21 protein-coding genes are annotated in these 21,588 nt (G+C 53.1%); 10 read left to right on the top strand and 11 right to left on the bottom strand.

The genetic code is table 11. The features are described 5' to 3' along the window. Positions 1-81: 81 nt before the first annotated feature. Positions 82-1,656 carry a 2-isopropylmalate synthase gene (locus GOV45_RS05220; protein WP_170475117.1) on the bottom strand — a complete coding sequence of 525 codons (1,575 nt, stop codon included), beginning with the start codon at positions 1,654-1,656 and terminating at the stop codon, positions 82-84. A 287-nt stretch (positions 1,657-1,943) separates the two neighbouring features. Here GOV45_RS05220 and GOV45_RS05225 point away from each other — a divergent pair, with 287 nt between their 5' ends. Further along, positions 1,944-2,609, top strand: coding sequence for an SDR family NAD(P)-dependent oxidoreductase (locus tag GOV45_RS05225; protein ID WP_170475120.1), 666 nt, complete (start codon positions 1,944-1,946; stop codon positions 2,607-2,609). 8 nt (positions 2,610-2,617) lie between these two features. On the opposite strand, the gene GOV45_RS05230 is transcribed toward GOV45_RS05225, so the two are convergent. Beyond that, the gene (locus GOV45_RS05230; protein WP_170475123.1) at positions 2,618-4,105 is read right to left on the bottom strand and encodes an MORN repeat-containing protein; all 1,488 of its coding nucleotides are present in this window, start codon (positions 4,103-4,105) and stop codon (positions 2,618-2,620) included. A 156-nt stretch (positions 4,106-4,261) separates the two neighbouring features. On the opposite strand from GOV45_RS05230, the gene GOV45_RS05235 reads away from it, so the two are divergent. The 3 genes from GOV45_RS05235 (at position 4,262) to GOV45_RS05245 (ending at position 7,998) form a co-directional block, all read left to right on the top strand. Next, on the top strand, positions 4,262-5,920 hold the full coding sequence (locus tag GOV45_RS05235; RefSeq protein ID WP_170475126.1) for an NAD+ synthase: 1,659 nt from the start codon (positions 4,262-4,264) through the stop codon (positions 5,918-5,920). A gap of 265 nt (positions 5,921-6,185) precedes the next feature. Beyond that, the gene (locus GOV45_RS05240; protein WP_170475129.1) at positions 6,186-6,449 is read left to right on the top strand and encodes a hypothetical protein; all 264 of its coding nucleotides are present in this window, start codon (positions 6,186-6,188) and stop codon (positions 6,447-6,449) included. A gap of 217 nt (positions 6,450-6,666) precedes the next feature. Next, positions 6,667-7,998 carry an NAD(P)/FAD-dependent oxidoreductase gene (locus GOV45_RS05245; RefSeq protein WP_170475132.1) on the top strand — a complete coding sequence of 444 codons (1,332 nt, stop codon included), beginning with the start codon at positions 6,667-6,669 and terminating at the stop codon, positions 7,996-7,998. Positions 7,999-8,002: 4 nt separating this feature from the next. On the opposite strand, the gene GOV45_RS05250 is transcribed toward GOV45_RS05245, so the two are convergent. Then, positions 8,003-8,935, bottom strand: a complete 933-nt coding sequence (locus GOV45_RS05250; RefSeq protein WP_170475135.1) for an MBL fold metallo-hydrolase — start codon at positions 8,933-8,935, stop codon at positions 8,003-8,005. A 115-nt stretch (positions 8,936-9,050) separates the two neighbouring features. Between GOV45_RS05250 and GOV45_RS05255 the strand changes: the two genes are divergently transcribed. Continuing rightward, positions 9,051-9,485: a DUF1801 domain-containing protein gene (locus GOV45_RS05255; RefSeq protein ID WP_170475138.1), complete on the top strand. Its 435-nt coding sequence runs from the start codon at positions 9,051-9,053 to the stop codon at positions 9,483-9,485. A 60-nt stretch (positions 9,486-9,545) separates the two neighbouring features. Beyond that, positions 9,546-10,871, top strand: a complete 1,326-nt coding sequence (gene gltX / locus GOV45_RS05260) for a glutamate--tRNA ligase (protein ID WP_170475141.1) — start codon at positions 9,546-9,548, stop codon at positions 10,869-10,871. A gap of 54 nt (positions 10,872-10,925) precedes the next feature. On the opposite strand, the gene GOV45_RS05265 is transcribed toward gltX, so the two are convergent. Continuing rightward, complete coding sequence (locus tag GOV45_RS05265; protein ID WP_170475144.1) at positions 10,926-11,495, bottom strand: gamma-glutamylcyclotransferase family protein; 570 nt, start codon at positions 11,493-11,495, stop codon at positions 10,926-10,928. 92 nt (positions 11,496-11,587) lie between these two features. Here GOV45_RS05265 and GOV45_RS05270 point away from each other — a divergent pair, with 92 nt between their 5' ends. Continuing rightward, entirely contained in the window at positions 11,588-12,034 is a 447-nt protein-coding gene (locus GOV45_RS05270) for an RrF2 family transcriptional regulator (RefSeq protein WP_170475147.1), read from the top strand. 2 nt (positions 12,035-12,036) lie between these two features. On the opposite strand, the gene GOV45_RS05275 is transcribed toward GOV45_RS05270, so the two are convergent. Beyond that, positions 12,037-14,562 carry an ABC transporter permease gene (locus tag GOV45_RS05275; RefSeq protein WP_170475150.1) on the bottom strand — a complete coding sequence of 842 codons (2,526 nt, stop codon included), beginning with the start codon at positions 14,560-14,562 and terminating at the stop codon, positions 12,037-12,039. Then, positions 14,559-15,254, bottom strand: a complete 696-nt coding sequence (locus GOV45_RS05280) for an ABC transporter ATP-binding protein (protein WP_170475153.1) — start codon at positions 15,252-15,254, stop codon at positions 14,559-14,561. Before GOV45_RS05280 ends, GOV45_RS05275 begins: the two co-directional genes overlap by 4 nt. A 26-nt stretch (positions 15,255-15,280) precedes the next feature. Here GOV45_RS05280 and GOV45_RS05285 point away from each other — a divergent pair, with 26 nt between their 5' ends. Next, entirely contained in the window at positions 15,281-15,943 is a 663-nt protein-coding gene (locus tag GOV45_RS05285; RefSeq protein WP_170475400.1) for an arylesterase, read from the top strand. Between the two features lie 3 nt (positions 15,944-15,946). Then, positions 15,947-16,561 (top strand): SOS response-associated peptidase, encoded by a 615-nt coding sequence (locus GOV45_RS05290; RefSeq protein WP_170475155.1) that lies wholly within the window; start codon positions 15,947-15,949, stop codon positions 16,559-16,561. A 5-nt stretch (positions 16,562-16,566) separates the two neighbouring features. Here GOV45_RS05290 and GOV45_RS05295 read toward each other — a convergent pair whose 3' ends face one another. The 5 genes from GOV45_RS05295 to ettA all read right to left on the bottom strand — a co-directional run bounded on the left by GOV45_RS05295 (position 16,567) and on the right by ettA (position 20,631). Then, positions 16,567-17,124, bottom strand: a complete 558-nt coding sequence (locus GOV45_RS05295) for a L,D-transpeptidase (protein ID WP_170475158.1) — start codon at positions 17,122-17,124, stop codon at positions 16,567-16,569. A 177-nt stretch (positions 17,125-17,301) separates the two neighbouring features. Then, on the bottom strand, positions 17,302-17,508 hold the full coding sequence (locus GOV45_RS05300) for a cold-shock protein (RefSeq protein ID WP_170475162.1): 207 nt from the start codon (positions 17,506-17,508) through the stop codon (positions 17,302-17,304). Positions 17,509-17,760: 252 nt separating this feature from the next. Beyond that, positions 17,761-17,976, bottom strand: coding sequence for a hypothetical protein (locus tag GOV45_RS05305; RefSeq protein WP_170475164.1), 216 nt, complete (start codon positions 17,974-17,976; stop codon positions 17,761-17,763). A 19-nt stretch (positions 17,977-17,995) separates the two neighbouring features. Further along, positions 17,996-18,904 (bottom strand): hypothetical protein, encoded by a 909-nt coding sequence (locus GOV45_RS05310; protein WP_170475167.1) that lies wholly within the window; start codon positions 18,902-18,904, stop codon positions 17,996-17,998. Between the two features lie 59 nt (positions 18,905-18,963). Then, on the bottom strand, positions 18,964-20,631 hold the full coding sequence (ettA, locus tag GOV45_RS05315; protein WP_170475170.1) for an energy-dependent translational throttle protein EttA: 1,668 nt from the start codon (positions 20,629-20,631) through the stop codon (positions 18,964-18,966). A gap of 337 nt (positions 20,632-20,968) precedes the next feature. On the opposite strand from ettA, the gene GOV45_RS05320 reads away from it, so the two are divergent. Further along, complete coding sequence (locus GOV45_RS05320) at positions 20,969-21,586, top strand: nicotinate-nucleotide adenylyltransferase (protein WP_170475402.1); 618 nt, start codon at positions 20,969-20,971, stop codon at positions 21,584-21,586. The last annotated feature ends 2 nt before the right edge of the window (positions 21,587-21,588 follow it).

The following is a 21,588-nucleotide window of genomic DNA, read 5'->3' on the forward strand; positions in this document are numbered from 1 at the left end:
TTTAGCTTCATGCTGCTCAAAATCAGCCCGGCGACTAAGGGAAGACAGGGGCGGTCTCAGGCAGGCCGCCCCTTTTTGTATTTATGACAAATCCTTGTACGAGATTTCGCGCGCGTCAGCGCCAGGCCCCGCCTTTTCCCTCCTGACAATAAGTCGGTTCAAAGCGTGAATGTAAGCCTTGGCTGATGCCACGACAGTGTCGGTATTGGCTGACTGCCCGGTTGCAATCATCCCGTCCTCTTCCAGCCGAACCGATACTGTGGCCTGAGCGTCGGTTCCTTCGGTAACTGCATGAACTTGGTAAAGTTGCAGATGGGCGGTGTTTGGATGAACCCTTCGTATTGCCCGGAAAGCGGCGTCCACCGGACCGTCGCCAGTTTCGGTTGCTATGACCTCTTGCCCGTCTACGTCCATCTCGATGGTTGCCTCGGCCTTGCCGACCGTTCCGCATGTGACCTTCATCGATACTAACTGCAAGTGATCGTTGCCGTCGTCATCGTCCAGCGACATCAATGCGATAAGGTCGTCGTCAAACACTTCTTTCTTGCGGTCAGCTAACTCCTTGAACCTTACAAAGATGTCTTTCAGTTGGTTGTCGCCAACCTCGTATCCCAAAGTGCTCAGCTTTTCGCGCAGTGCCGCGCGGCCCGAGTGTTTGCCCAACGGCAGCGATGTGCCCGACAAACCGACATCCTCTGGCCGCATGATTTCGAAGTTTTCGCGGTTCTTAAGCATCCCGTCTTGATGGATCCCGCTTTCGTGGGCAAAGGCATTCTTTCCGACGATTGCCTTGTTGAACTGCACGTTAAATCCGGAAACGGTCGCTACCCGACGCGAAATGTGCATGATCTTGGTTGTATCGATCCCGGTTCGCCAAGGCATGATGTCGTTTCGCGTACGAAGGGCCATTACGACCTCTTCCAGAGCGGTATTACCTGCGCGTTCGCCTAACCCGTTGATCGTACATTCGATCTGGCGGGCACCGCCTGCAACAGCAGCCAGCGAGTTTGCGGTCGCCATTCCGAGATCATTGTGACAGTGGGTCGCGAATATGACTTCATCTGCACCTGGGACGGTTTCGATCAGCCGTTTGATCAGGTCAGCGGATTCCACAGGTGCCGTATACCCCACGGTGTCGGGAATATTGATCGTAGTTGCGCCAGCTTTGATCGCAATTTCGATGACACGGCAAAGGTAATCCCATTCGGTTCGCGTTGCATCCATCGGAGACCACTGAACGTTTTCGCAAAGATTGCGAGCGTGGCTAACAGTCTCGTGGATCTTTTCTGCCATCTCGTCCTGTGTCAGGTTTGGAATAGCCCGATGGAGAGGAGATGTTCCGATAAAGGTGTGGATGCGGTTTTGTTCTGCATGCTTCACAGCTTCCCAGCATCGATCGATATCGGCAAAGTTAGCTCGTGCCAGGCCGCAAATGCGGCTGTTTTTGGATCGCTGTGCAATTTCTGTAACGGCTTTGAAATCACCTTCCGAGGCAATTGGGAAACCGGCTTCGATGATGTCGACGCCCATCTCGTCCAGCAGTTCGGCAATTTCGAGCTTTTCGTCATGCGTCATTGTAGCACCTGGGCTTTGTTCGCCATCGCGCAAAGTGGTGTCAAAGATCAAGACGCGGTCTTGGTCGGTCACGTTGGTCATTGGGGTCACTTTCTGTTCTGTCCTAAATCCGATGGCGCGCTGCCGTCCTCCTCTGAGCGGGCGCGCCGGATGGCACGCTCAGAGGCGGATTAGGATCAGTAGGCCGAGCAGAGACACGCCGCTTGAAGCGGCGTTTGCACAATGGATATCTGCACGGTTGATCATAGTGCGTAGGTTATACAGTTCGAATAAGGAATGAAAAGCAGGAATTTTGTTTGTGTGGCAAAGGATGAGCCATTTGGCCAGTACATGTTGATCGTTGGATAAACACCGCTAGCTGTACTGTCATGGAAAAAGCTTTGATAATAGGCGCAAGTGGCGGCATAGGTGGAGCATTACGCAATGAGCTAGAAGCGCGCGGCGCGAAGGTAATCGGCCTTTCCCGATCGTCCGATGATCTGGACTTTATGGACCCCGCGGCGGCAGAGAGAAAACTTTCGCAATTGGAGGGCAATTTTGACCTGATCTTTGTCACGACCGGAGCGCTTGAGATTGATGGCGCTGCGCCCGAAAAAACCATTCGTTCGCTTTCGGCCCAGGCAATGATGGACCAGTTCGTTCTAAATGCGGTTGGCCCGGCGCTTGTTTTGAAGCAGGCCGGCCGATTATTGACCCGTGATCGTCGCGCGGTATTCGGCGTCCTTTCGGCTCGAGTCGGATCCATCGGAGACAACCGTTTGGGCGGTTGGGTCAGCTATCGGGCTGCCAAAGCCGCAGTTAACCAGATCGTGCATACCGCGGCCATTGAACTTGCCCGGTCACACAAACAGGCAATCTGTGTTGCGCTGCACCCCGGAACTGTAAAAACAACATTCACTGAAAAGTATCTTGCCCGCCACCCGGCAGTTACGCCCGAACAAGCAGCGCAAAACTTGCTGGCGGTGATTGATCATTTGTCCGCTGCGGAAACGGGCGGTTTTTTTGACTGGGCTGGTAAACCCATCCCTTGGTAGCGCTGGCACTAGCCGTCACTTGTCTCCGCGTCTTCAACTTGTTCGACGGGGGTTGGACTTTGTTCAGGGTCGGTTGAAGGAGAGGGGGCCTGAGCGTCTGTGCCGTTTTCCAGCACTCCGTCATTCCATACCCCTGTCTCGACCTGGCCGTTTGCGTATTGCATCGTCCCGGTTCCCTGGCGCTTTGCATCTATAAAATTGCCTTCGTAGACGTCACCGTTAGAGTAAGTTGCTTTGCCTTTTCCGGTAATTTTTCCCTCATTCCATTCTCCGGTATATATGAAACCGTTAGACATTGTGATTTCGCCTTGACCGTGACGCTGTCCATTTACGAATTCTCCGGTATAAACCGTACCGTCTGAGTAGGTTGCTGTACCATTTCCCTGCCGAACGCCATCGACCCATTCGCCATCGTAACGGTACCCATCTGCGAAAGTCAGAACGCCAGAACCGTGGTTTCGCCCGTTTTTGAACTGGCCAGAGTAAACAACTCCGCTGGGATAAGTCGCTTTACCAGTGCCTTCGAAAACTCCGGCAATCCAGTCGCCATCATAAACGGTGCCATCTGGATATGTCTGAACGCCCTTTCCATGAGGCAGGTCGGCGCTGAAATCTCCGATGTACACCGCGCCGTCCGGATATTTCAGTTCGCCAAAACCTTCGATTTGACCATCGGCCCATTCGCCGTTGTAATCGAAGCCGTCAGTTCCCAAAAAGCGCCCGTTGCCGTGGCGGCGATCATCCGAGTATTGGCCCTGGTATGTTGCACCGTTGGCATATGTTGCTTTCCCGTTCCCATGACGGCGCCCATTGAGAAGCTCGCCCTCGTAGATGTCCCCATTAGCCTGAGTTAGCCGTCCAGTTCCTGTGATCTGATCCTCGGTCCAGGTTCCATCGTAAATCATACCGTCCGGCATAGTCAGAATGCCCTGCCCGTGACGCTTTCCTGCATTGATATCGCCGGTGTAAGTGCCGCCACCTTCGTAATCGATTTGGCCTTTGCCCTGCTTCACACCGTCGACCCAATCGCCGTCGTACTTGTATCCGGTTGATGACGTGATAACGCCTTTGCCATGATGGCGGGCGTCCTTGAAGCCGCCTTCATAACGCATCCCGTTCGCGTACTGCGCCACTCCGGTTCCGTTGATGGCGCCGCCAGACCATTCACCTTCATATGTGCCGCCGTCATTGAAGATAATTTTGCCAATGCCGTCGGGTTTGCCCTTTACAAAGCCGCCTTCATAAACCGAACCGTTGGCATATCGGGCTTTTCCTTGCCCTTGAATTTCACCTTCGACCCATTCGCCTGAATACTCGAAACCATCTGGCAGACGATACGTGCCCGTTCCATGACGGAGACCGTTTTCGAACGTGCCTTCGTACACTCCACCGACTTCGTCATCGGCTATGACGACTTCACCGCTTTGCTGTGCGCTAGCTGACTGAGCAGCAATAACAAGGGTTGCAACAGCAATGAATGCACGGATCACGTTCATGGTTTTTCCTGCCTACCGAGTGTCTGGCGTTTAGGTATGTTGCCGCAAAACTAGGACACAGCAAGTGACAGGGCAACGGCTTTTGCCGCATTGGCCTTTCACTTGCCGCGTGATCTGCTAAATGCGTTTGTGACAGAAGAGGGCAAGAGAGCAAGAATGGCCGACCGTTTTCGCATTACCCTGGCGCAACTTAACCCCACTGTGGGGGATATTAATGGAAACGCCGCCATGGCGGCCGAAGCCTGGCGGCAGGCGCACGAGGCGAACGCCGATTTGGTGGCGCTGCCCGAAATGTTCATTACTGGGTACAACACTCAGGATTTGGTGATGAAACCAGTGTTCCACAGGGCGGCAATGAATGCGGTGGAAAAACTGGCGCAAGATTGTGCTGACGGACCGGCGATGGCGATTGGTGCGCCGTGGGTCGAGGAAGATAAGCTGTTCAACGCTTACCTGATCCTAAAAGGCGGCCGGATCGCCAGCAAGGTTCTTAAACACCACCTGCCAAATGAGACTGTTTTTGATGAGGTTCGCCTGTACGATTCGGGTCCGATGGGCGGACCATATGCTGTCGGCAATACTCGGATCGGCAGTCCGATTTGCGAAGATGGCTGGCACGAAGACGTCTCGGAGACATTGGAAGAAACCGGTGCGGAGTTTTTGTTGATTCCAAATGGTTCACCCTATTTCCGAAATAAGTATGACGTTCGATTGAACCAGATGGTGGCGCGTGTGGTCGAGACCGGATTGCCGGTAATCTACCTCAACATGGTGGGCGGGCAAGACGATCAGGTCTTTGACGGAGCCACGTTCGGGCTGAACCCGGGAGGTGAGCTAGCATTCAGGATGCCGGTATTTGACGAGGCGATTACTCATATTGACCTGGCCCGACAAGATGCAGGCTGGCGTATAGTGCCTGCCGAAATTGTGCCTCAACCCGATGAATGGGAGCAAGATTACCGAGCAATGGTGCAATCTCTGCGCGATTACATGGACAAGACGGGTTTCAAAAGGGCGTTGCTTGGCCTGTCCGGCGGCGTTGACTCTGCCTTGGTGGCTGCAATAGCAGTCGACGCCATCGGAGCGGACAATGTGCGTTGCGTCATGTTGCCGTCGGAATTTACGAGTCAAGCTTCTTTGGAAGATGCTGAGGCTGTGGCCAAGGCGCTTGGGGTGCATTATGATTTTGTCCCTATTACCGAGGGGCGCACAGCGGTCACAAATACTCTGGCGTCTTTGTTTTCAGGCTGCGAAGAGGATCTGACTGAAGAGAACATCCAATCTCGTTTGCGCGGTTTGTTACTAATGGCGATTTCAAACAAGTTTGGTGAAATGCTTTTGACAACTGGCAACAAGTCAGAAGTAGCGGTGGGTTACGCCACGATCTACGGGGATATGAACGGTGGCTATAATCCTATCAAGGATTTGTACAAAACCCGCGTGTTCAAAACTTGTCGCTGGCGTAACGACAATCATCGCGACTGGATGAAAGGACCCAGCGGTGAGGTCATAAGAGACTCGGTTATAGACAAGCCGCCCAGTGCGGAACTGCGGGCTGATCAAAAAGACAGCGATAGCCTGCCAGATTATCCTGTTCTAGATGCGATTCTTGAAATTTTAGTGGATCAGGACGGTTCTGTTGCTGATTGCGTTTCGGCAGGGATTGACGCAGCGGATGCCAAGAGGGTTGAGCATCTGATTTACATTAGTGAATACAAGCGTTTCCAATCCGCGCCAGGTACTCGGCTTACGCCACGCGCATTCTGGCTGGATCGTCGTTATCCGATTGTGAATCGTTGGCGTGATCAAGGTTAGACTGCAAAAACTGAAGCATCAGAAATATCTTCAAATTCCAAACGTTTTGAGAATTGTTGAGAAAAAGCGGAAAATGATGGTCATTTCTTGTTATTGTTGTCAAGTCGCAGTGTTTACAACGGCTTAAACACAGCGCTCACTTGCATTTTGGCCCTTTTGTCGCCACATTTACGTCAGTGTTTTGCCTATAATTCGGCGGGCACGACGCAGATTGGTACGGTTCACTGGACAGATGCCAGAATTGTAATACTGCGTAAACGTGTGAATGCACCATTTGTTCAAGGTGCAGTTAAGGGTTTTGGTGGTCGAAATGATTGATGGTTACGATAAGCCGCTTCATGCGCCGGCACGCTACAAAACGATGGAGTCCGCGGCGCGAGAACTTGATGAAGTCGCCCTCGACTCGGCGATCGCCGACATATTGGGCGGTGAAAAACCTGATGCGTTCGGATCCGACAAACAAAGCGGCTCAAACTTCACGGATAATCGTGCGCAGGAACAAACTGCCTCGGCGACACGAAGACAATAACAGGCCTAGGTGTTGCGCCGTTTAAGAAGATGACCTTGCTCTCAGGCTAATTGTAAATTCCAATCGCGTTCGTACAACTCCAAGACTCCAACTAAAGCTGGACTTTGGCCCAATGGACACACGTCGAGGTAATTCTTTGGGCTGAGATTTTTTGGCATTGCCAGTATCAGTTGTCTAGGGCTCCATGACGGCCTCAGGAACGTGAATTCAATTGTAAATGCCAGGCCCCAAGACTACCCACATTGAGTCGGATCTGAATCTTCCCAAACAAGTCGATGTTGTTGTTATCGGCGGCGGTATTATTGGGGTCAGTACGGCATTGGAACTCGCAGAGCGCGGGGTCTCTGTCCTTCTTTGTGAAAAGGGCCAGATTGCCGGCGAACAAAGTTCGCGCAACTGGGGTTGGGTACGCTTAGGTATGCGTGACCCTCGGGAAATACCATTGATGCAACGATCCATTAGCATCTGGCAGGGGATCGACGACCGTACCGGACGCAATACCGGTTACAAGAATTCAGGCATTGTTTTTGGTGCATCAGGCGCAAGGTCACGCGGACAAATCGAAAGATGGATGCGACATGTCGAAGGTATGCAGACTGGCGCCAAACTGGTGTCAGGCGCTGAACTGAAACAGCTAATACCCGGCAGCACGAGTGAATTTGATTGTGGGCTTTACATGCCTCAGGACGGAAGGGCAGAACCACAATTTGCGGCCCCCGCGATTGCAGAGGCTGCCCGAGACAAGAGCGCGTCAATTGTAACCAACTGTGCTGTTCGCAGTGTCGATACTCAAGCGGGCCGTGTGGCCGGTGTTTTCACGGAGCGTGGGCGGGTGGCGTGTCAGAATGTCGTGCTGGCGGGCGGAGCATGGTCGCGTCTGTTCGCGGGAAACGCCGGCATCAATCTACCGCAACTCAAAATCCTGAATACAGTAATGCGGACTTCTTCCGCGGAGGATGGGCCAGAAATCGCATTGTGGTCCGATAGTTTTGCCATCCGAAAACGTGTTGATGGAGGCTATACCATCGCATCCGGCCACGAAAATACGGTGGATCTTGTGCCGGATAGTTTCCGGTTGGGCATCCAATTCTTACCGGCCTTTGCGCAGGAGTGGCGATCTCTGCGTTTTCGACTGTCACGACGATGGGCAATAGAGGCGCGACAGGATCGGTCTTGGTTGCCGACGGATGTCACCCCGTTTGAGCATTGCCGGGTTCTGGACCCGGAACCGTCAAAACGTGCACTACGATCGGCCTGGAAAAGCGCTCGGAACGGTTTCCCAGCGTTAGAGAAGACCGAGATTGTCCAAAGTTGGGCAGGTATGATTGACGTCACACCGGATGCTATTCCAGTGATTTCCCGCGTTGACGATATGCCCGGAATGGTTATTGCAACGGGTTTTTCCGGCCACGGCTTTGGGATTGGACCAGGAGCCGGGCGTCTGGCGGCCGACCTGACCTTGCAAACCAACCCCTGTGTTGATCCGACCGCCTTTCGATTGTCTCGGTTTACGGATGGCTCGAAGGTGCGGCCGGACCCTGGTTATTGAGGCTTTAGCCCATCATCTGATAGCTAACAGGAACGAATCGGTAACCGTCGCCACGTGTTTCTACATATCCAGCTGCGGGAAAAGGCATGTGATATCCGATCATCGGCACTTTGTCCGCGGCCAGCAGTCCAAGAATTTTGCGGCGTGCCTGAGTTGCCGCTGCCTTGTCCATATCAAAGCGAACTTCCCATTCAGGGTGGGCGAAGGACCAAACATAATGGTTGGCTAAGTCCGCAGTGAGTATCAGACGTTGTCCATTGCTTTCCAGATGATAAACCATATGACCGGGCGTATGGCCGTAGGTTGCCATTGCGGTGACACCGGACACTACGTCCGCTCCATCCTCGACAAAGGTCATTTTTTCAGCCAAGGGCGTCACTTTTGAAGCCACCAGATCGCCCACCCTGTTGCCGGCTTCTTGGGCGGACCAGAAGTCGTATTCAGGTGCTGCGGTTACATAGCGCGCATTCGCAAATGTAGCCGCGTCATTGGTAGTCATGCCGCCGATGTGATCAGGGTGCATGTGCGTCAGAACTACCACGTCTATCTGGTCGGGTGTAACGCCTGCATCAGCAAGCGCGGCTTGAATGCCGCCTTGTCCAAGGCCCGTATCGAATAGCACCAATTCGGAACCTGTATTCACCAGCGTAGGTGTAAAGAAAAACTGCGCGGCGTCGGCAGAAATAAAATTCTCGGCTGAAACCTTCGCAAATTCCTCGTCCGTCGCGCCGCCGCCAAAGATTTCCTTGGCTCCGTCGCGTGGCAGGCTGCCGTCCAACAGTGTGGTCACAGTGAAATCACCCAATTTAAAAGACTTGGCGACTGTTGAGTTGGCTTTGGTTTCGGTTCCCGCTGCCAGAACGGGTGCTGCCGCGGCGGCGAAAGGCAAGGAGGCTGCAGCGCCCAGTGCCCTTCTGCGAGTTAATTTGATGGCCATATTACTTTCTCCCTGTGAAAATTTAGAAGAGAACTAGCGCGGCGAGATTCGTTTGCCAGTTCGTACTTACGCTAATTGGGCTGCGTGAATGAACAATGCATGTTAATTTTTGTTCATGCCGTCATCCAAAAACAAAACCGTAGCGACCGATCTGAAGATTGGTGATTTTCTGGAAAACGTGGAGCCAGAAAAAAAGGCGCAAGAGGCGCGTACCTTGGATGCCTTGTTTCGCCGAGTTTCAGGGTTTTCACCGGTGATTTGGGGGTCTTCCATCGTTGGCTATGGGCAATACCATTACCGCTATTCATCTGGTCGCGAGGGTGACTTTCTTGCCACTGGATTTTCACCCCGAAAAGCGGCGCATTCGATATATATCATGCCTGGATACAACGACTTCAATCACATCCTGTCCCGGTTGGGAAAGCACAAGATGGGCAAGTCATGCCTTCACGTGAACAAGCTTTCGGATATTGATCTGGAGGTTCTTTCCGAACTTATATTGGCGGGGCTTGAAGATTTGAATACTCGTTGGCCCGTCAAACCGACCTGAAAGCTGCTGCTGGACAAATTCGCGCTTGTGTGACAAGAGCCGCGCCAACAGGAGACATCCATGACAACGACCCGTTTTGCCCCGTCGCCCACTGGTTACATCCATGTGGGCAACCTGCGCACCGCTCTGATGAATTATCTGATTGCCCGAAAAGCGGGTGGTACATTCATTTTGCGTATCGATGACACCGACCCAGAACGGTCAAAGGAAGAATATGTCGACGCCATAAAGCAAGACCTTGAATGGCTGGGGCTGAATTGGGATAGGGTTGAAAGACAATCGGAACGTTTGGACCGTTATGCCGAGGCTGCGGAAAAACTCCGTGAAATAGGACGCTTTTATGAGGCGTTTGAAACCCCGACAGAATTGGACCTAAAGCGAAAGAAACAACTGAATATGGGCAAGCCGCCGGTCTATGATCGCGCGGCACTGAATCTGTCGGACGCCGAAAAAGAGGCCTTGCGCGCAGAACGTGGCAATGGTGTTTGGCGTTTTAAACTGAACCACGAACGGATCGAGTGGACCGATGGAATTCTCGGTGACATCTCAATTGACGCAGCTTCGGTGTCGGATCCGGTGCTGATCCGCGGTGACGGACAGGTTCTCTATACTATCGCGTCTGTCGTGGATGATACTGAGATGGGGGTGACTGATGTTGTGCGTGGTTCGGACCACGTGACTAACACGGCAACTCAGATTCAAATTATCGATGCGCTGGGCGGTCAGTGTCCAAATTTTGCGCACCATTCGCTGCTGACTGGTCCTCAAGGTGAAGCACTGTCCAAGCGTTTGGGCACACTGGCCCTTCGCGATTTACGCGAACAAGGTGTCCAGCCAATGGCGTTACTAAGCTTGATGGCGCGTTTAGGGTCTTCTGATCCGGTCGAGCTGCGGGCGGATATGGCTGAGTTGGTAGATGGGTTTGATCTCAGCCGTTTTGGTGCGGCACCAACTAAGTTTGATGTACAGGACCTATTCCCGTTAACTGCAAAACACTTGCAATCTCTGACTTTGTCCGAAGTCTCTGATGCTGTCGCAGATGCAGGTGTTCCCCCAGAACTGGCCGAGCCATTCTGGGCCATGGCGCGCGAGAACATCACAACACTGGCTGATCTAAAAGGCTGGTGGGAGCTGTGCCGGGACGGGGCAGAGCCATTGATCGATGATGAAGATCGCGATTTCGTTTCAGAGGCGATGGCCCTATTACCCGAGGGCCCTTTTGACGGCGAAACTTGGGGGGATTGGACCAAAGCTGTCAAAGAGGTAACGGGCCGAAAGGGCAAAGGGCTTTTCATGCCGTTACGAAAGGCATTGACCGGCATGGAACGAGGGCCGGAAATGGCAACCTTGCTGCCATTGCTGCAAGTTATCCGCGCGCGCAACTGAACCTACAAAACTAGATCATTGCTGATGTGTAGAACGGAGAGCCCGCGTCTGTTTTCAAGTTGCCTGTATCAACTTTGCGGAAACGCTTTGTAAACGTGTATCGACAAAGTTTGACTCCAAATCAGTCAACTTTTGATGACGCTGGTAACGGGGTTCGTGCCGATCATTTAGAATGGGTGCATCCCAACCATCGGTTGTGGCAAAGAACCGGTCGGCCCCCTCTGGGCCAAATGCACGCAAGTAACCCTGAATGACCACATCAATGTAGCTGAGCAACAAAGGGTGCATTTCTGACGGCTCGCTATGTTTGTGATTTGGCACCGCGTAGACTGCGATTTCGACTTCATGTGTTAAGGGATGGGTTATTGATTGCGTCGCAGAAACGCGGTCATACGCCCATTCGCGTTCATCCAAAGCGTTCCAGTCATTCCGTGGGACATGCGCGATCATACCTTCGATCTCGGATTCGGCATCTGGAATCGCCGTCAAGAAGGCAACCGGACGCAAATCTGTGTGCCGCCATGCCCTTCGCCAACCCTTCAATCGCGCCGGACGGGGGTTGGGAAAGTCGTGCGTGGCAAGGTTCACAAGGCTGCCGTAACCAAAGAAATAAGGGTCTGCCATTTGCCGGATAGTCCTCAGAGCGATTGATGCATGTCAAACCGCTTTTTCCATAGACATGCAATAAGGCGTTATCAACTTTCTGGGAGGAAGCCATGCGAATTACCAAACGTACCAATATCGCAGTGCGCTTGCTGATGTATTGCGCAGCCCATCAAGACAGGCTGGTCACGAAATCCGAGATTGCCGAAGTTTGCAACATCTCAGAAAACCATCTGGCGCAAGTCATCAATCAACTTAGCCAGTTAAAATACCTCAGCACGCAGCGAGGCCGAAATGGCGGAATGATGCTCGCGGTACCTGCTGATCAGATCCGCATAGGTTCGGTGTTTCGCGATGTCGAGGGCGCGTTGCCGATTGCAGAGTGCTTCGCCGATGCCGACAATACTTGTCCGCTGACAAAAGCCTGTAGATTGCGTGTGGCGCTGCAAGATGCGGCAGAGGTGTTTTATGCGTCGTTGGACGCGATCACACTGGACGCGTTGGTTTGTGACAATGATCCACTGCTAAAAATACTCCGGCCTGTCGCCTGCGCGCGCTGAGTTCAGTCGCTCGCCCGCAGCACGCGTGCCGGGCGTACGGAAAGAGGCTGCAATGCAAAGGCCAATCCCGCACCAAGCGTTACAAATATACCGGTGAAAATGATGGCAAGCGCTGATGGCCAGATGACCGCGAATTCGGTGTCAAAAATATACTTGGCTACTGCCCACCCACCTAATATGCCCGTGAATAGAGCAACCAACCCAGCTGCGGCACCCAGCAAGATCGACCGCAAAGCAAAGCTGGTAAGGATGCTTCTTCGGTCGGCACCCAGTGTCTTTAAAACTGCTGCCTCGTAACGACGAGCTGGTTCACCTGCGGCTGCGGCGCCTATCAAAACCAGAAAACCGGTCAACAAAGAGATACCTGCACCGTATGAAGTAGCGGCTGCAAGACCGGCCAAAAGGCCGGATACCTGATCGATCGCATCCCGCACTCTAATCGCGGTGATGTTAGGATACTTGCCTGCCAAATCACGTAGAATTGCGGTCTCGGCCTGTTCTTCAGCATAGACTGTCGCGATGAAACTGTGCGGCGCACCTGCAAGTGCAGAAGGGTTCATCGACATAATGAAACCTATCCCGGCGTTCGAGAAGTCGACCTCACGAAACGATGTAAGTTCAGCGGTAATATCGCGGCCAAGGATGTTCACAGTCAATTCGTCGCCAAGGCGCAATCCCATCTCAAGCGCTTCTTCTGCGGCAAAGCTGACCTGCGGTGGCCCATTGTACCCATTAGGCCACCAAGTGCCCGACGTGATACGCGTGTTATCGGGCAAATCTTCGGAATAGGTTATTCCCCGGTCTCCCTCTAGAACCCAGTGACCTCCTGCGACCTCTTGCGCTGGCTTACCGTTGATTTGGGTTATGATACCGCGAAGCATGGGTGCGCTATCGATGCGGTTTACAGCAGGGTCTGATTCCAGACGTTCTGAAAAACCCGGCATCTGATCTTTTTGGATGTCGACAAAAAAGTAAGAAGGCGCCACGTCCGGCAAATTGCCAGAAATGGCATTACGTAATGTGCCGTCAATCTGTCCGACCGCGGCCAAAACAGACAGGCCCAACCCGAGTGATAAAACGACTGATCCAGCCCCCTCTTTCTGCCCCGAGATCGCGGAAAGAGCCCATCGTAACGGAGCGTGACCGCGTGATCGACGGCCACCGACGCGTGCTAACCACCGAATTGCAAATGCTGCTATAGACAACAACAGCAAAGCTCCGGCAATTCCTCCTGCTGTCCAAAGTGTCAGTCTGACAGAGGCAGTAAACCAAACTGCCGCGCCAACCAAAATTGCCAACGCAACGCCATTGGCCGCTAGATAAACAGGTCTTGGTATAGCTCGGGCTGTGCTTAGCGCATCTCGAAAAAGAGTCGCTGCGCGGACTTCTTCGGTTCGCGCCAATGGCCAGAGAGTGAACAGAAACGCGGTCATTGCTCCATAAATCGCAGCCTCTAACAATGGGCCGGGATAGAGCGTGAAAACTGCTGGAACCGGTAAGCGACTTTCGATCAACGGTGCTAAAACCAAAGGTAGCATACTGCCCAAAACCAGACCCAATAGAATGCCGATTCCGGATAAAACCCCGATCTGGATCAGGTATGTTTGGAATATTGTTGCACGGTCAGCGCCAAGGGTGCGCAACGTCGCGATAGTTGCCGTTTTCCCCGCTAGATAGGCGCGTACCGCTGCCGAAACTCCGATACCCCCGACGGCCAATCCTGCCAGCCCAACTAACACCAAAAATGCGCTGAGTCGGGCAACGAAGTCGGCAATACCAGGTGCACCATTGCGGGCGTCGGTCCAGCGCATTCCGGTTCCCTCAAACGCGTCGCCAGCTTTAACAGACAAAGCCGCAAGATCGCTGTCTTGCGGCAGATCCAATCGGTACTTAGTGGAAAACAGCGTTCCCGGTTCCAATAATCCCGAAGCCTGCAAGTCAGTCGTCCGCACCAACGTTCGAGGCCCCAAGGCAAATCCGTCGGCGGCTGCGTCGGGTTCATCGACAATGGCCGCCATCAAGATAAATTCCTGTGTTCCCAGAGCAAATAAATCCCCTTTGGACATGCCCAACCGATCGATAAGCGCCGGTGCCATTACTGCGCCTGGTAGGCCGTTATCACCCTCCAATGCCTCAAATAAAGGCATTGGAGGGTCTAACTGGACGGTGCCTAGTAGCGGATAGGCGGAATCTATGGCTTTAACTTGGGTCAGCCCCCGTTCCGTTTGGGGCTTGCGCGTAACAGCCATAGATCGGAAATCAACAACTTCGGAAACTGCCTGCGCCGTTTGATCCATCCACGCCCGTTCGTCTTTGGTCGCAAATCGATAAGTGAATTCCAATTGCGCCTCACCGCCTAGAAGCGTAGCGCCTTCCTGCGTTAGCCCTGATTGTATCGCCTGACGTACCGATCCGACTGCGGTAATTGCAGCGACCCCTAACGCCAAACACGCGAGGAATATCCGAAATCCTTGAAAACCTCCGCGCAGTTCGCGCCGGGCCAGGCGCGCTGCCAAGGGCAAGCTCATTCCGCAGCCTCGCGTTTCATTTCCTCGGCAATTCGTCCATCGCGTAAGCGAACAACCCTGTCGCATTTCTGGGCGAGCGAATGGCTGTGTGTAACGAGAACCAAGGTCGCTCCGTGCCGATCGCGTAATCCGAACAACAGTTCAATTATTGCAGATCCATTCCTTTCGTCCAAGTTCCCGGTCGGCTCATCGGCCAACAATATCCGGGGCCGAGGAGCCGCAGCACGGGCCAGCGCAACACGTTGTTGCTCTCCGCCTGACATTTGCGCGGGATAGTGATCTCTCCGATGTGACAAGCCAACTGCTTGCAGTTCGGATTCAGCACGTGCGAAAGCGTCTTTGTGTCCGGCCAATTCCAGCGGTGTGGCAACATTTTCCAGTGCTGTCATCGTTGGCATCAAGTGAAAGTTTTGAAAGACCACGCCCATCGTGTCGCGGCGAAACCGCGCCAGAGCGTTTTCGTCCATGTTGGTCAGATCATTGTCCAGAGCCAGTATTGAACCACCCGTTGCTTGTTCCAGCCCGCCCATAAGCATCAAAAGGGACGATTTTCCCGAACCGGAAGGCCCAACCAAACCCAGAGTTTCCCCTTCGGTAACGATCAGGTTTATTTCATGCAGTATATCCACTCTGCCGGCATTGCCATCCAATGATAATGAGGCATTTTGGAGCTCAAGAATTGGTTTTGTCATCGGTTGTTCCGAACAAAGGCGATAGGATGGGATATGGAGCGGTAGAAGTGATACGCAAGGCTTTGATGTCGGGACTTTTTGTCTGTTGCGGTTTTGCAGCCACAGCCGAACAGGTTGTTATTGCTGCGCTAGGAGATTCTTTAACACAAGGTTTTGGATTGCTCGAGCAGGATGGTTTTGTTCCTCAGTTACAGAGATGGTTGGTCGATCAAGGCGCAAATGTCCGGCTTATCAACGCAGGCGTTTCTGGTGACACGACGGCAGGCGGTGCGGCACGGGTTGGATGGACTTTGACGCCCGAGGTAGACGGCATGATCGTGGCGCTAGGAGGCAACGATCTGCTGCGGGGTATCGACCCCTCTGTCTCACGCGCAAATGTCGAGTCAATTTTGTCATCCGCTCAGGAAGCAGACGTCGAGGTTTTATTGATTGGCATGCAGGCACCCGGAAATTATGGCCCTGATTATAAACAGACTTTTGATGCTATTTTCCCGGATTTGGCGCAACAATATCAGGTGTTGTATGCAGACAGCTTTTTCGAAGGGTTACAGGCGGGCGGTGACTTACGCGCTGCAAACCAGTTCATGCAATCCGATGGCATTCACCCGAACTCAGAGGGCGTGGCTCGGATAGTTGAAGCTCTAGGCCCGATCGTTTTGGAACTCGTAGATGCAACAAAGCAGGATTGAGTAATGCCGGGGCGCCTTTTTCTGACAAGACCTGTTTCCGAGATCGCAGACGCATTGAGCACGCAGAATACGATGCCAACGCAACCGCCACGCCGGAATATACAGCCCGGTCAGGAAGTGATCGTCTTCAACGGGGACAACCTTGTTTTGATGCGATGGGGAATGATCCCGGTAGGTCGTGTAAACGCGCGTGGCCGCCCCGTAATGGAAACCATTATCAATGCTCGATCCGAAACAGTGTTTGATAAGTCGGCATTTTCTGATGTCGGCCGCGCGGTTATACCGGTGGACGGCTGGTACGAATGGACAGGAGAAAAGCGTCGCAAGACCGCTTGGCGTATTAGTTCAGCCGATGGCGCCCTACTTTTCTTTGCGGCAATTACAGACAGCTGGCAGGCTCCGGGTGGGCTTCGAGTGGATCAATGCGCTGCTGTGACTTGCGAACCCAATGAAGATCTGAAGCCGATCCACCATCGAATGGGCGTACTGCTGAAAACTGAAGAGGTGCAAGCTTGGCTGACAGGCACTGAAGATCAGGCAAAGTCATTGGCGCGCCCGTGGCCAAACGGGCTGCTGCGTATTGAGCAGGCTAAAGATGTGGACTGGTCTGCTTCGTAACTGCGTCAGACCACAGTTACAACAGTTCCAATCGGTACGCGCGCATATAGGTCGATCACATGCTCATTGAGCATACGGATACACCCATTTGATGCCGCCCGCCCAATGGTTTGGGGTTGTGTCGTTCCGTGAATGCGGAAGTACGTATCGACCCCGTTCTGGAACAAGTACAAGGCGCGTGCGCCAAGCGGATTGTCGTTTCCGCCGGGTTGGACATAGTCGTTATCCTTGAACTTGGCATAAGTCACCGGTTCACGCTCGATCATCTCTTCAGTCGGACGCCAGGTTGGCCATTCTTTTTTGACATCGATCGTTGCTGTTCCGGTGAATTCCAAACCAGCCCTACCTACACCACAGCCATAACGGATTGCTTTGCGGGGTTCGGTGACGAAATACAAATAGAATGAGCGTGGCACGACCAGCAACTGACCGGGCTGAAACTCTTTCTTGATCCGAACGAATTGCGGGGTCGGATCATATTCAGTGGCTTTCTTGGCGTTGACCAGACTTGGCAACAAGCTGGCCGTAGCCGATGTGGCCAGAAAAGTACGACGGGTAAACATGGTGGGCCTCATTAATCTACCAAGAAATCATAACCGTAATTTCATCATGATAGACGATTTGGACAATCTTGAGGCAACGTCACCGAAATTTGATGTCACCCGAAGGTCACACAAAAAATGGACCTTCGTGCGAGTTTTGAAGATCAGGGCAAAGTTTTTCTTTGCCCTGTCAGAAGCTTATGCCAGCTCGATATTGTCAGCGCTTTCGCGTCCGTCACGACCCGAACTCAGCTCGTAAGTGACTTTTTGGTTATCGGCCAGACCGGTCAGGCCCGAGCGTTCCACGGCCGAGATATGCACAAACACATCCTTGCCGCCCTCTTCAGGTGCGATGAAACCATAGCCTTTGGTGGCGTTGAACCATTTAACGGTGCCTGCGGGCATATCCGTTGTCTCCTGTTTTAATGCTGCCCACGGGTTGCGGCAGCCTGGCGTCGTCGGTCTGGATCGAATGACTGAACGCCGTAGAAGGAGACAGTGGGTCGAAATAGAAAAACGTTAGCCCTTTGGATATGGCATCAGGGTGGGGATGTGGCAAGAGAGATTGTAGGGAATTCACTTTGCTTTCACGGCTCAACAAGTGTTTTGATCGGAAATCCGCCGAGTGAAAATTAACCGTCCGCTGGCGAGTATTCGTCAATCCATCGCGATATACGCGCAGGCCGAGTTGATCCGGAGTGGAGTGGTGCGATCATCGAAGGCACGTTCGGAGAGCCGTAGGATGGGGTTTTGCCCCATTATTTGGGTGATCAAGGTTTGAATTTGTTTGGTACGCGGGAACAGATCGTGCGGGTGTTTGAGTAGGGTCGTTGAGTGAGTGATGGGGTGAAACCCCATCCTATGCTTGCTCATTCCCGGCAAACAAATGTTGTTAGTCGAAGATTTCCAGATCGATCAAACAATTGGGCGCGCGTTGGCCGTTCAAACTGTTTTCGACGCGAAACTTTTCAATCATCAATAGCTTTTTGATTTCACTTTGTTCAGCGACCCATGAGGGACGAAAAAAACTGTTCTCGACATACTCGATGCCAAGATTTAACCAAAAATTTCGATCCTTGGAGTATTCACCCGAGATACTATCCAAGAATTTAGAGCACTCGCCCTGACCGATGGTGGTGACGGTTGAAAGAAGCGTAACAAATGAGTCACCTATGTTTCCACAGAAAGCAAATATAGAACCCCATTCTTCGTCGGCACTTGGTAGGATCGGTTCCTCTTGCATCGTGTACTCGGGGTTGAATGCTCCGGTGAAGGTGAACGGCAGAGGTTCTTTGTGAAACGCGACTACATGTCTGATTTTCGAGAAATCATTATCGCTTAGAGCTTTATCAACAATAGATTTGGCCTTGGCTAGCTCTCTGCCAGCTGCCTTTGCATTGTCAATGAGTTGTTCATAACTGTTCTCCCCAAGACTTTTTTTGAATCCCGCTTGAGCAGCATCTTCAGTCCACATTCGGATTTGAGCGAGCTTAGTGAAGTACTCACGTGAGATACTCCTCAAAGTTAAAAGCGCAACAGTCCTGTCGTCGAAGGTTTTGTAACTATCCTCAACATCCGCGAACAATTCGCTGTCATGTTTCTTGCAGTATCCCGGAAAAGTAGAAGCTTGTGAGTGGCCAATCTTTCTGAAGTCCCAATCGACCTTTTGCGGTGTGAAATTTGGTTGAATGGACAATACGTGTCCACTTTCGGCAATCTGTTTCAGTGCTCCAGATTTTTGCAAAGAATGGGATTTGATGGGGGGATTCTTGCATCCTACCCCATCCGGTGAAACGTACATGCATCTGCAAACAGGTTTTTTGAACTTTGCAATTCTTTTTTGAAACGCCGAAAAGTCCATCACCTCGCAAACTTCTTATGCTTCAACCGCTTGGGCTCCAGCGCGTCTGGTCCCAGACGGCGCTTTTTGTCTTCTTCGTAATCCTCGAAGTTGCCCTCGAACCATTCCACATGGGCGTCACCCTCGAAGGCAAGAATATGCGTGCAAATCCGGTCGAGGAAGAAGCGGTCGTGTGAGATGACGACGGCGCAGCCGGCGAAATCGACCAGGGCATCTTCCAGAGCGCGCAGGGTTTCGACGTCGAGGTCGTTGGTGGGTTCGTCGAGCAGCAGGACGTTGCCGCCCTCTTTCAGCAGGCGGGCCATGTGGACGCGGTTGCGCTCACCACCCGACAGCAGCGAGACCTTTTTCTGCTGGTCGCCACCCTTGAAGTTAAACGACGAGCAATAGGCGCGGGAATTGACCTGCGCGTCGCCCAATTGGATGATCTCGGCGCCGCCAGTGATCGCCTCCCAAACCGTATCACCGTCTTTCAGGTCGTCGCGGGACTGGTCGACATAGGATAGCTCGACCGTGTCGCCCAGCGTGATGGTGCCGCTGTCGGGCTGTTCCTGACCGGTGAGCATCTTGAACAGGGTCGATTTACCCGCACCGTTGGGGCCGATGACGCCGACAATGCCACCGGGGGGCAGGGCGAAATCCAGCCCTTCGATCAGTTGCTTGTCGCCCATGTGTTTCGACAAGCCTTCGACCTCGATCACCTTGCCGCCAAGTCGCTGGCCGTTGGGGATGACGATCTGGGCGCGGGTCAGCTTTTCGCGTTCGGATTGCTCGGCCAATTCGTTATAGGCGTTGATCCGGGCCTTGGATTTGGCCTGACGGGCCTTTTGACCCTGACGCATCCATTCCAGTTCGCGCTGCAGGGTCTTCTGCTTGGACTTGTCCTCGCGCGCTTCCTGCTCCAACCGTTTGGCCTTTTGTTCCAGCCAAGCAGAGTAGTTACCCTCGTACGGAATGCCGCGGCCCCGATCGAGTTCGAGAATCCATCCTGTGATATCATCCAGGAAGTAGCGGTCGTGGGTGACGATCAGGATGGTGCCCTTGTAGTCGATCAGGTGCTGTTGAAGCCATGCAATGGTCTCGGCATCCAAGTGGTTGGTCGGTTCGTCGAGCAGCAGCATGTCGGGCGCTTCGAGCAGCAGTTTGCAGAGCGCCACGCGCCGTTTCTCACCCCCTGAAAGCTTGGCGATTTCAGCATCGTCCGGCGGGCAACGAAGCGCCTCCATCGAAACGTCGATCTGGCTGTCGAGGTCCCACAGGTTCTCGGCGTCGATTGCATCCTGTAGAGTTGTCATCTCTTCCATCAGTTCGTCCGAGTAGTTCTCGGCGATTTCCATGGCGATTTCGTTGAAGCGGTCGACTTTGGCCTTTTTCGCGGCCACGCCCAGCATGACGTTTTCGCGGACAGTGAGCGTTTCATCCAGCTGTGGTTCTTGCGGCAGGTAGCCAACTTTTGCACCCTCGGCGGCCCAAGCTTCACCGGTGAAATCCTTGTCGAGGCCTGCCATTATCTTCATCAATGTCGATTTACCCGCGCCATTGACGCCGACGACACCGATTTTCACGCCGGGAAGAAAGCTTAGGTGAATGTTTTCAAAGCACTTTTTGCCACCGGGATAAGTCTTGGAAACACCCTGCATGTGGTAGACATATTGATAGGCGGCCATGTCGCGTCCTCTGGTTCGGGGAAATAGGTTGAAACGCTAGATATCCAAGCGTGAGGGGCGGGGCAACCAGATGATTTCGCGTTTCTTGCTTGTTGCAGTTGCTGAAGGGTTTGGCACATCCAATGGAAGTGCAAGCGGTGTGGAGCGCTAAAATGAAAAGCGGACCGCCACGCAATCCGAATGTTAAATGCGCACCGAAAAAATGGCCTTTGTGAACAGATTTGGAATGCGCATTTACTTTTTTTGAAATTGATCGACATACTCTGCTCTAAGCTAATGTCTCGGCGCAACCTGTTGATTGACAATGCCGTCAAGTTCTGAACAACAGCAGATGATGTTGCGAAGCGCCATTCCATATGCGCGACCGGGGCAGGTCGTTGGTTTGTTCGGTGGGTCCTTTGATCCGCCGCACCGCGGGCACGTCCATGTAACGCTGGAGGCAATGAAGGCTTTTGGATTGGATCGGGTTTGGTGGCTGGTGTCCCCCGGTAATCCGCTGAAAACACATGGGCCAGCGCCATTGGAACAAAGAATTAATGCGGCGCGATTGATCATGAAACATCCGCGTGTTGAGGTCTCAGATGTCGAGACATTGACGGGAACACGAGCCACGGTAGACACGCTGGCCTCGTTGCGTAGACTATACCCGGGAGTAAAGTTTGTTTGGCTTATGGGGGCTGACAATCTTGCACAGTTCCACGACTGGAAAAACTGGCGGCTGATCATGGATAGCGTCGCAGTGGGGGTGCTCGCTCGCCCGGGTGACAGGATTTCAGCGCGGATGTCTCGGGCGGCGAGAGTCTACAGCAAGTACCGGGTCGACGGACAGGCGCGGCATCTGCTGGGAAGGAGCGCAGCGCCGGCTTGGTGCTTTGTGAACGTTCCCATGATCGATGTCAGTTCGACCGAAATCCGTACGTGTGGCGATTGGGCAAGCGGAGTGTTGCCCGAATAGCC

Origin of the sequence: Ruegeria arenilitoris, assembly GCF_013035425.1 — a bacterium.
Taxonomy (GTDB): Bacteria; Pseudomonadota; Alphaproteobacteria; order Rhodobacterales; family Rhodobacteraceae; genus Ruegeria; species Ruegeria arenilitoris_A.